We start from the raw sequence: 9,003 nt of genomic DNA on the forward strand, positions 1-9,003 counted from the left end.
GGCAGCTCACGAGGGCGTGACCGTCGCCTTTCCCACAAAGTTCACTTTACGGTCGAGGTTCGTTCACTGTCGCGCGCGTACGTTGAGGCTCATGCGCGACGTCTACCACGAAGAACTCGATGCCCTCACAGACCGGCTGGTCGAGATGACCCGTCTGGTGAGGTCGGCGATCTCCCGGGCCACCACCGCCCTGCTCGACTCCGACCTCCAGCTCGCGGAGAGCGTCATCTCCCATGACGAGGAGGTCGACCGGATCTTCGCGGAGATCGAGGCGTCGATCTTCGATCTGATGGCCCGGCAGCAGCCGGTGGCCGTGGACCTCCGGATGATCATCGTGGCCCTGCGGATGGGCACCGACCTGGAGCGGATGGGCGACCTGGCCGAGCATGTCGCCAAGGTCGCCCGGCTGCGCCACCCGGACTCGGCGATCCCCCCGGAGATCCGCTCCACCATCCTGGAGATGGGCCAGATCGCCGAACGCCTGATCACCAAGACGGGCAGCTGCATCGCCTCGCGCGACGTGGAGTCGGCCCTGGAGCTCGAGGCCGACGACGACGCGATGGACAAGCTGCACCGCAGGCTGTTCAAGATCCTGATGGACGAGGACTGGAAGTACGGCGTCGAGCCGGCCATCGACGTGACGCTGATCGGCCGTTACTACGAGCGCTACGCCGACCACGCGGTCCGCGTCGCCCAGGACGTGGTCTACCTGGTGACCGGCTCCCGGACGCAGGACCTCGACACTCTGTGAGCCCCCTGGGGCCGCCTCCCGGAGCCGCGGGGGCCCGCTGAGACCCGGCGGGAGATCCAGCGGGAGACCTCCGGGAGGCCCGGAAAGCCCCGGCCGCTCAGAAACCCGACCATCACGAGAAACCACCCCAAGAACCCCCGAGAACCCCGAGAACTTCTGAGAAGCCCCGAGAAGAGGAGAAGGGCCCGCCGACCGGCGGGCCCTTCTCCGTCTCTGTCGCGTCGCTGTCTCTGTGTCTGGCGCGTCTCTGTGTCTCTGTCGCGTCCCTGTCGCCCGCTCCGCGCGGGCCCGCCCGCCGTACGGCCTAGGCCCCTACTTGCCCTGGTTGGCCACGGCCTCGATGGCGGCCGCGGCGGCCTCGGGGTCGAGATACAGGCCGCCCTTGGCGACCGGCCGGAAGTCGTCGTCCAGCTCGTAGCGGAGCGGGATGCCGGTGGGGATGTTGAGAGCGGCGATCTCGTCGTCGCCGATCCCGTCGAGGTGCTTGACCAGCGCCCGCAGGGAGTTGCCGTGCGCGACGACCAGGACGGTCCGGCCCGCCGACAGGTCCGGCACGATCTGGTCGTACCAGTAGGGGAGCATGCGCTCGACGACGTCCTTGAGGCACTCGGTCCTCGGCAGCAGCTCGTTCGGGAGCGACGCGTAGCGCGCGTCGCCGAGCTGTGAGAACTCGTCGTCGTCGGCGATCGGAGGCGGCGGGGTGTCGTAGGAGCGGCGCCAGAGCATGAACTGCTCGTCGCCGAACTCGGCGCGGGTCTGCGCCTTGTCCTTGCCCTGCAGCGCGCCGTAGTGGCGCTCGTTGAGCCGCCACGACCGGGTGACCGGCAGCCAGAGCAGGTCGGCGGCGCCGAGCGCGAGGTTGGCGGTCTGGATGGCCCGGGTCAGCACCGAGGTGTGCACCACGTCGGGCCGCACTCCGGCGTCGAGCAGCAGCTGCCCACCGCGCCGCGCCTCCTCCTCGCCCTTGGCCGAGAGCCCCGCGTCCACCCATCCGGTGAACAGACCCTTAGCGTTCCACTCGCTCTCACCATGCCGCAGCAGCACCAAAGTCGCCATACGGACAGCTTAGTGGGCGGCCCGTTCAGCGCTCGGGGTCGGCGAACCGGGCGAACGCCTGGAGGTTGGCGAGCGACTCGCCGCGCTTGGCGCGCCACTCCCACTCCCGCCGGATCGAGGAGGCGAAGCCCAGCTCCAGCGCCCGGTCGAAGCCCTCGTCGGAGTAGGTGAGCACGCAGCCGAGCAGCCGGTCGATCTCCTCCTCCGAGACCGCCGCCAGCGGGACGCGGCCGACCAGGTAGACGTCGCCGACCGGGTCGAGGGCGAAGTGCACGCCGTACGTGGAGCCGTTCTTGGTCAGCAGCCAGCGGTAGAACTCGGCGTGGTTCTCGTCGGGCTGGCGGCAGAAGAACGCCTCCACGTGCAGGGCCCGGCTCCCCAGGATCAGCCACGTCATGGTCGCGAGTTTGTGCTGGCCGGGGAGCTTCACCAGGAAGGATCCCGGCCGGGGCTCCTCGTAGGAGACCTCCGCGCCCTTCAGCGCCGCCTCGATCACATCGCGCATGCGCTCAGCCTACGAGGCTCCCCCGGCCGGCGCGCATCGCCCTCCGCGCGCCGGCCCCGGACGGCGCCCGCTACGAGTTGACCGCGATCGGGGTGTGATAGAGGTTCGCCATCGCCCCCGCGTACACCTCGGCGAGCCGGGCCGCGGTGGCCGACCAGCCGAAGGCCGCGGCCTGGGCCACCGCCCCCGTCGAGAGCGTGTCGCGCCAGGCCGGACGGTGGACGAACCGGCTGAGCACCCGCGCCCAGTCGTCCGGGTCGTGCCCCTCGACGAGCACCCCGGAGACGCCGTCGCGCACGGCGGTGCGCAACCCTCCCACGGAGGCGGCGGCGACCGGCGTGCCGCACGCCTGGGACTCCAGGGCGACCAGGCCGAACGACTCGTTGTGCGAGGGGACCACCGTCACGTCGGCCGCGCGGTACCAGTCGGCCAGCTCCTGCTGGGGCGCCGGCGGGACGATCCTGACCACGTCGGAGATGCCCAGCGAGGCGGCCACGTCGGTGAGGTAGGAGGGCCGGGCCAGGCCGTTGCCGCTGGGGCCGCCGACGCAGACGACGACGAGCCTCGGCCGGAGCGAGGGGTCGTCGATGAGCATCCGGGCCGCGGCGCGCAGCAGCACGTCGGGGGCCTTGAGCGGCTGCACGCGTCCCACGAACAGCAGCACGTGGGCATCCTGCGGCAGGTCGAGCCGGTGACGGGCCGCGCCCTTGGACGCGGGCTGGAAGACGCTGAGGTTCACTCCGGGGTTGACGACCTCGACGCGGCCGGGGACGGCGCCGTACAGGTCGATGAGCTCCTGGGCCTCGGTCGGGGTGTTGGCCACCAGCCGGTCGGCCACCTGGACGACCTGCTCCTCGCCCAGCACGCGGGCGGTCGGCTCGGGCCTGTCGTCCTCGGCGAGCAGGAGGTTCTTCACCTTGGCCATGGTGTGCATGGTGTGCACCAGCGGCACGCCCCAGCGTTCCTTGGCCAGCCAGCCCACCTGGCCGGACAGCCAGTAGTGGGAGTGGATCACGTCGTAGCGGCCCGGGTCGTACGTGGCCTCGGTGCGCAGCACACCCGACAGGAAGCCGCAGAGCTGGCCGGGCAGATCGCCCTTGTCGAGCTCCTCGTACGGCCCGGCGGTCACGTGGCGGACCGACACCCCCGGGGTGATCTCAGCGACCGGCGGAAGGTCACGGGACGTCTGCCGGGTGAAGATCTCGACCTCCACCCCGAGCTGGGCCAGACGTTTGGCCGCCTCCACGATGTAGACGTTCATGCCGCCCGCGTCTCCGGTCCCCGGCTGGTCCAGGGGGGACGTGTGCATGCTGATCGTCGCGACCCGGTTGACCCGCCGTCGCCTCACCGACACCACCTCCGAGGGGGATATAACCACCCAATAGTTCGTCACATTCCCGTCATGTGGACGCGCTGGGATGGACGGCCGGTGGCCCTGGCAGGATTGGGGGCCATGAACAGGACAGCAGTGGTGACGGGCGCCAGCAGCGGGATCGGTGAGGCGACGGCACGCCGTCTGGCCGCGGAGGGGTTCGACGTGGTGGCCGGCGCGCGGCGCCGGGAGCGGCTGGACAAGCTGTCCGCCGAGGTGCCCGGGATCCGCGCGGTGACGCTGGACGTGACCTCGCAGGAGTCGGTCGACGAGCTCGCCGCCTCCCTGGACCGTTGCGACGTGCTGGTCAACAACGCCGGCGGCGCGGTCGGCCTGGAGCCGGTGGCGAGCGGGGACGTGGCCGACTGGCAGATGATGTACGACACCAACGTGCTCGGTTCGCTCCGCGTCACCCAGGCGCTGCTGCCCCGCCTCGTCGAGTCCGGTGACGGCGTGCTGGTGATGCTGACCTCGGTCGCCGGGCTGGTCTCCTACGAGGGTGGCGGCGGCTACAACGCGGCCAAGCACGCCCAGACCTCGATGGCCGAGGTGCTGCGGCTGGAGCTGTGCGGCCAGCCGGTCCGGGTGGTCGAGGTCGCCCCCGGCATGGTCCACACCGAGGAGTTCTCCCTCAACCGCTTCCGGGGCGACTCCGCCGCGGCCGACCGCGTCTACCAGGGCGTCCCCGGCCCGCTGTCGGCCGACGACGTGGCCGACGCCATCTCCTGGTGCGTCACCCGCCCGGCCCACGTGAACATCGACCGCCTGGTCATCCGCCCCCGCGCCCAGGCCGCCCAGCACAAGATCCACCGCGTCTGACCGTGCGCAGACCGGTCGGCGAGATCACCCGGGGGACGACGGGCCACAACCGGCTGCGGCGGGCCGACCGGTGGATCGCCGCCGTCCACGGCCGCCTCCTGCGCTCGGCGGACCGCCCACTGGTGGTCGATCTGGGGTACGGGGCCTCGCACACCACGACCCTGGAGCTGTTCCTGCGGCTGCGGAGGGTCTGCCCCTCGGTCGAGGTCGTCGGCATCGAGATCGACCCGGCCAGGGTGGCTGCGGCCAGGCCGTACGAGCGCCCCGGGCTGTCCTTCGCGCTCGGCGGCTTCGAGCTGCCGGTGAGCCGGCCGCCCCTGCTGGTCCGGGCCTTCAACGTGCTCAGGCAGTACGGCGAGGCCGAGGCGTGGGACTACTGGGCGATGCTGCGGGAGAGGATCGCCCCGGGCGGGGTGATCGTCGAGGGCACCTGCTCGGAGGTGGGCCACCGCGCGGTCTGGGCCGGGCTCGACGCCTCCGGCCCGCGGACCCTGACCCTCTCCGCCCGGTTCGACGCCTTCGAGCGCCCCTCCGACCTCGCCGACCGCCTGCCCAAGACGCTGATCCACCGCAACGTCCCCGGCGAGCCCGTCCACGCCTTCCTGCGCGACTTCGACCACGCCTGGGCGGTCAACGCCCCCCTGGGGTCCTACGGCTCCCGCCAGCGCTGGATCGCCGCCGTGCGGATGCTCTCCGGGACCTGGCCGGTGGCGACGCTCCCCCCGCTCGGCGGCCGGTCGCGCTGGCGGCTGGGCGAGCTCACGCTCCCCTGGGAGGCCGTCGCCCCCGGCCCTGTCAGGCGGTCCGGTTAGGGTCGGTTCCATGCCCGAATTGCGTTTTGTCACTGACCCCGAGCTCACCCCCGAGCTGATCGACGAGCTCGTCGACTGCTGGACCGACGTGAGCAACGCGGGTGGATCCGTCGGCTTCGTCCCCCCGGTCACCGCCGACGACATCCGGGCGACGGCCGAGGCCGCGTTCGCCCGCTGCGGTGACGACGATCACCTGGTGGCCGGGTTCGACGCCGAGGGCCGGGTGGCCTGCTGGCTGATCCTGGGCGACGCCGGGTCCTGGCTGCGGGCCCACTGGCGCTGGGTGCTGCGCGTGATGGTCCACCCCAAGCACCAGGGCAGGGGCTACGGGTCCCGGCTCATGGGCGCCGCGGACGCCGCCGCCCGCGCCCTGGGCGTCGAGGCGCTGCACCTGACCGTCCGCGGCGGCACCGGGACCGAGCGCTTCTACGCGGGGCTGGGATACGTCGAGGCCGGCCGCATCCCCAAGGCCATCCGGCTCGCCCCCGGCGACGACCGCGACGAGATCTACATGGTGAAGTCCCTCTGAGGGGCCCTCTCCCGGAGGCCGGGGCGGGCGCCCTCCGGCGGCGCCGGCCGTACTGACCGCGGAGGTCGAGTACGGCTAGCCGAGCGCCCGCTCGAAGGTGGCGTGGGCCGCCGCGTCGAACAGCACGAACCTGACCTCGACGACGCTCGTGGACGTCCGCCGTACGGTGGACAGCGCGATGCGGGCGCCGTCGTCCATCGGCCAGCCGTAGATGCCGGTGGAGATCGCGGGGAAGGCCACGGTCGCGGCGCCCAGCTCGTCGGCGACCCGCAGCGACTCGCGGTAGCACGAGGCGAGCAGCTCCGAGCGGTCCTCGGCGGCCGAGTGGACCGGGCCGACGGTGTGGATCACCCAGCGGGCGGGGAGCCTGCCCGCCGTGGTGGCGACCGCCTGTCCGGTGGGCAGTCCCGCGCCGTAGTGCGACGCCCGCAGCGCCCGGCACTCCTGGAGGATCTCCGGTCCGCCGCGGCGGTGGATGGCCCCGTCCACGCCGCCGCCGCCCAGCAGGGAGGAGTTCGCCGCGTTCACCACGGCGTCGACGTCCTGCTCGGTGATGTCCCCCCGGACCAGTCTGATCTCCATGATGATGCGACCCTACGCGACGGCCGGTCCTCTCCTCGGATCTCGCCCCCGCCGGCTCCGCGCCTCCGGCCACCCAGACTCGACAACCCGTAGTACTACCCCTCGTGGTGCGGGAGTTAGGCTTGTTCTCGTGAAGGGTCTCGGCGAGCTTGAACGCAGCATCATGGACATCATCTGGGCACAGCCATCCGCGGTGACCGCGCGTGAGGTCGGGCGTCTGATCGCCGACCGGGACCTCGCGCCCACGACCGTGATGACCGTGCTCGACCGGCTGACCCGCAAGGGGTTCCTGCTACGGACCCGCGACGGGCGCGCCTGGCGCTACGAACCGGCCGAGAGCCGCGACGCATACATCGCTGAGCTTATGCTGGAAGCACTTGACCTGACCGGAGACCGGTCGGCCGCCCTTACCCGATTCGCCCAGGCCGTCTCCGGCAACGAGGCCGAGATCCTGCGCAGAGCCCTGACGGAGCTGGAGGACGAGTGATAACCGCGGCAGCCCTGGCGATACTCGCCCTGGTCTGCGCGGTCGGAGCCTGGCGGTTCACGCGGGCGCGGTGGACTTACCGTGCCCCGCACGTGGCCATCGTCCTGTGGCAGGCGCTCGGCGTCACCTGGGGCCTGGCCGGGACCGGCGCGCTGCTCGCCTACGCCCTGGAGCCCTACGGCCAAGGGGTGCTGCACGGTCTGGCCGCCTTCGTCTCGGCCGCCTTCGACGGCGGGTACGGCCCGCCCGGACCTTACGATCTGCCGAGGATCGTGGCCCTCATCACCGGGCTGACCGCACTCGCCGTGCTCGTCGTGGTGCTCCTGACCGCGGGCGTGCAGACCTTCCGCGCCCGCCACCGCCACCGCACCCTGCTCGCCCTCATCGCCCGCGAGGACCCCGAGGTCCCCGGGGTGCGGGTGCTCGACCACCCGGGCGCCACCGCCTACTGCGTGCCCGGCCTCCGCTCCCAGGTCGTCGTCAGCGCGGGCACCCTGAAGCTGCTCTCCCCCGCCGAGCTGAGCGCGGTGCTCGCCCACGAGGCCGCCCACGTCCGCGAGCGGCACGACCTGGTGCTGCTGCCGTTCGCCGCGCTGCGCCGGGCGCTGCCCTGGTCGAGGCTCGTCGCGACCGTGCAGTACGAGGTCAGCCTGCTGGTGGAGATGGCCGCCGACGACGTCGCCCGCCGCTACTGCTCTCCCCGCCGCCTGGCCACCGCCCTGCTCCGCTTCGGTACGGCGGGCGCCGTGCCGACCCCGAACGGGGCGCTGGGCGCGGCGAGCTCGTCGGCGGCGGTGATGGCCCGGGTCGAGCGCCTCGTCACCCCGGGTCCCTGCCTGCCCCGCGGGGTCCGCTACAGCATCGTCGCCTTCTCCGTCACCCTCACGGTCTCGGCCCCGCTGCTCTGGCTGGTCCCGCACTGACCTCACCCACTGCTTGCAACCGTTAGCCGATGCGTTTGCAATTGCAAGCACTGTCGGGCAGACTGGAGGCATGGCACTACCCAAGGTCGGCTCGATCGGCGAATACATCCGCGAGCAGCGCACGCAGGCGAAGATCTCCCTGCGCCAGCTCGCCGCCGCGGCCGGGGTCTCCAACCCCTACCTCAGCCAGATCGAGCGGGGGTTGCGCAAGCCCAGCGCGGAGATCCTGAACCAGATCGCCAAGGGCCTGCACATCTCCTCGCAGGCGCTCTACGTCCAGGCCGGTCTCATCGAAGACCGCGAGCCGGACAGCGACGTGCTGACCGCGATCAGGGCCGACCATCTCATCACCGAGCGTCAGCGCCAGGTGCTCATCGACATCTACGAGTCGTTCCGCAAGGAGAACCGGGCCGGGACCCCGGACGGAGACGCGCAGACCTCCCAGAAAACGCGTTCCGCACCGGAGCCCCATGGGGGCGACGCCGGCTCCTCGCCGAACGGCGAGACGCCACTGCCCGAGGAATATCTCGCCGCGCTCAAGCCCTATGCGGCGCCTTCGGACAGCGGCCACGTCACACCGGAAACCAAGGAAGGTTAACCCATGACTCTCGCTACCGAAGTCAAGAAGCTCGCCGAGTCCAAGCCGTTCTACGCCGTCGCCGGCGCCGGCGACTTCGCCGTCGAGAAGCTCCGCGAGCTCCCGGAGCAGATCCAGAAGCTGCAGAGCCGCCGCGAGGAGATCCGCGAGGCCGCCAGGGACCTCCCCGAGAAGGCCAGGCTGTTCGCCGGCAAGGCCGAGGTCTACGCCAAGGACTTCGGCGACAAGGCCGAGGTCTACGCCAAGGACTTCCCGGAGAAGGCCCGCACCTACGCCGACCAGTTCACCGGCAAGGCCGTCGAGATCTACGAGGAGTTCGCCAGCCGCGGCCGCAAGGTCGTCTCCAAGGCGAGCGGCGAGGCGGCCCTGGAGCTGGAGGAGGTCTCCGAGGCGGCCGAGCCCGCGATCGCCACCCAGGCCACCAAGAAGAGCAGCCGCACCACGAAGACCGCCTCCACCCCGAAGACCACCTCCACCCCGAAGGCCTGAGCTCCCTCACCCGGAGCCTGAGGCTCCGTCTCCGAAGGCCCGAGACTCCGTGCGCCGGCCCTCATCACGAGGGACCGGCG

The 9,003-nt window shown here is 71.7% G+C and carries 12 protein-coding genes; 8 read left to right on the forward strand and 4 right to left on the reverse strand.

The features are described 5' to 3' along the window. The first annotated feature begins 91 nt into the window (after positions 1–91). Entirely contained in the window at positions 92–751 is a 660-nt protein-coding gene (phoU, locus tag ACWDS7_RS01855) for a phosphate signaling complex protein PhoU (protein WP_306859834.1), read from the forward strand. A 312-nt stretch (positions 752–1,063) separates the two neighbouring features. Here phoU and ACWDS7_RS01860 read toward each other — a convergent pair whose 3' ends face one another. The 3 genes from ACWDS7_RS01860 to mshA form a co-directional block, all read right to left on the reverse strand. After that, entirely contained in the window at positions 1,064–1,807 is a 744-nt protein-coding gene (locus ACWDS7_RS01860; RefSeq protein ID WP_306859836.1) for a phosphoglyceromutase, read from the reverse strand. A 25-nt stretch (positions 1,808–1,832) separates the two neighbouring features. Next, the gene (locus tag ACWDS7_RS01865) at positions 1,833–2,312 is read right to left on the reverse strand and encodes a type III secretion system chaperone family protein (protein ID WP_306859838.1); all 480 of its coding nucleotides are present in this window, start codon (positions 2,310–2,312) and stop codon (positions 1,833–1,835) included. Between the two features lie 70 nt (positions 2,313–2,382). Continuing rightward, entirely contained in the window at positions 2,383–3,666 is a 1,284-nt protein-coding gene (gene mshA / locus ACWDS7_RS01870; RefSeq protein WP_451927667.1) for a D-inositol-3-phosphate glycosyltransferase, read from the reverse strand. A 99-nt stretch (positions 3,667–3,765) separates the two neighbouring features. On the opposite strand from mshA, the gene ACWDS7_RS01875 reads away from it, so the two are divergent. Genes ACWDS7_RS01875 through ACWDS7_RS01885 form a run of 3 tightly spaced genes read left to right on the forward strand, consistent with a single transcriptional unit; the run spans position 3,766 to position 5,844 of the window. Next, positions 3,766–4,503, forward strand: coding sequence for an SDR family oxidoreductase (locus ACWDS7_RS01875; RefSeq protein WP_306859842.1), 738 nt, complete (start codon positions 3,766–3,768; stop codon positions 4,501–4,503). Positions 4,504–4,505: 2 nt separating this feature from the next. Beyond that, positions 4,506–5,315: a class I SAM-dependent methyltransferase gene (locus ACWDS7_RS01880; RefSeq protein ID WP_451927668.1), complete on the forward strand. Its 810-nt coding sequence runs from the start codon at positions 4,506–4,508 to the stop codon at positions 5,313–5,315. Positions 5,316–5,325: 10 nt separating this feature from the next. Beyond that, positions 5,326–5,844, forward strand: coding sequence for a GNAT family N-acetyltransferase (locus ACWDS7_RS01885; RefSeq protein ID WP_306859846.1), 519 nt, complete (start codon positions 5,326–5,328; stop codon positions 5,842–5,844). A gap of 75 nt (positions 5,845–5,919) precedes the next feature. Here ACWDS7_RS01885 and ACWDS7_RS01890 read toward each other — a convergent pair whose 3' ends face one another. Continuing rightward, entirely contained in the window at positions 5,920–6,426 is a 507-nt protein-coding gene (locus tag ACWDS7_RS01890) for an O-acetyl-ADP-ribose deacetylase (protein WP_451927669.1), read from the reverse strand. A 130-nt stretch (positions 6,427–6,556) separates the two neighbouring features. On the opposite strand from ACWDS7_RS01890, the gene ACWDS7_RS01895 reads away from it, so the two are divergent. The 4 genes from ACWDS7_RS01895 to ACWDS7_RS01910 all read left to right on the forward strand — a co-directional run bounded on the left by ACWDS7_RS01895 (position 6,557) and on the right by ACWDS7_RS01910 (position 8,923). After that, positions 6,557–6,913 (forward strand): BlaI/MecI/CopY family transcriptional regulator, encoded by a 357-nt coding sequence (locus ACWDS7_RS01895; RefSeq protein WP_451927670.1) that lies wholly within the window; start codon positions 6,557–6,559, stop codon positions 6,911–6,913. Next, positions 6,910–7,836 (forward strand): M56 family metallopeptidase, encoded by a 927-nt coding sequence (locus tag ACWDS7_RS01900; protein ID WP_451927671.1) that lies wholly within the window; start codon positions 6,910–6,912, stop codon positions 7,834–7,836. Before ACWDS7_RS01895 ends, ACWDS7_RS01900 begins: the two co-directional genes overlap by 4 nt. Positions 7,837–7,906: 70 nt before the next feature. Continuing rightward, positions 7,907–8,434 carry a helix-turn-helix domain-containing protein gene (locus tag ACWDS7_RS01905; protein ID WP_306859854.1) on the forward strand — a complete coding sequence of 176 codons (528 nt, stop codon included), beginning with the start codon at positions 7,907–7,909 and terminating at the stop codon, positions 8,432–8,434. A gap of 3 nt (positions 8,435–8,437) precedes the next feature. Further along, positions 8,438–8,923, forward strand: coding sequence for a hypothetical protein (locus ACWDS7_RS01910; RefSeq protein ID WP_451927672.1), 486 nt, complete (start codon positions 8,438–8,440; stop codon positions 8,921–8,923). Positions 8,924–9,003: the final 80 nt, after the last annotated feature.

It is taken from the genome of Streptosporangium sp. NPDC003464 (assembly GCF_053588315.1).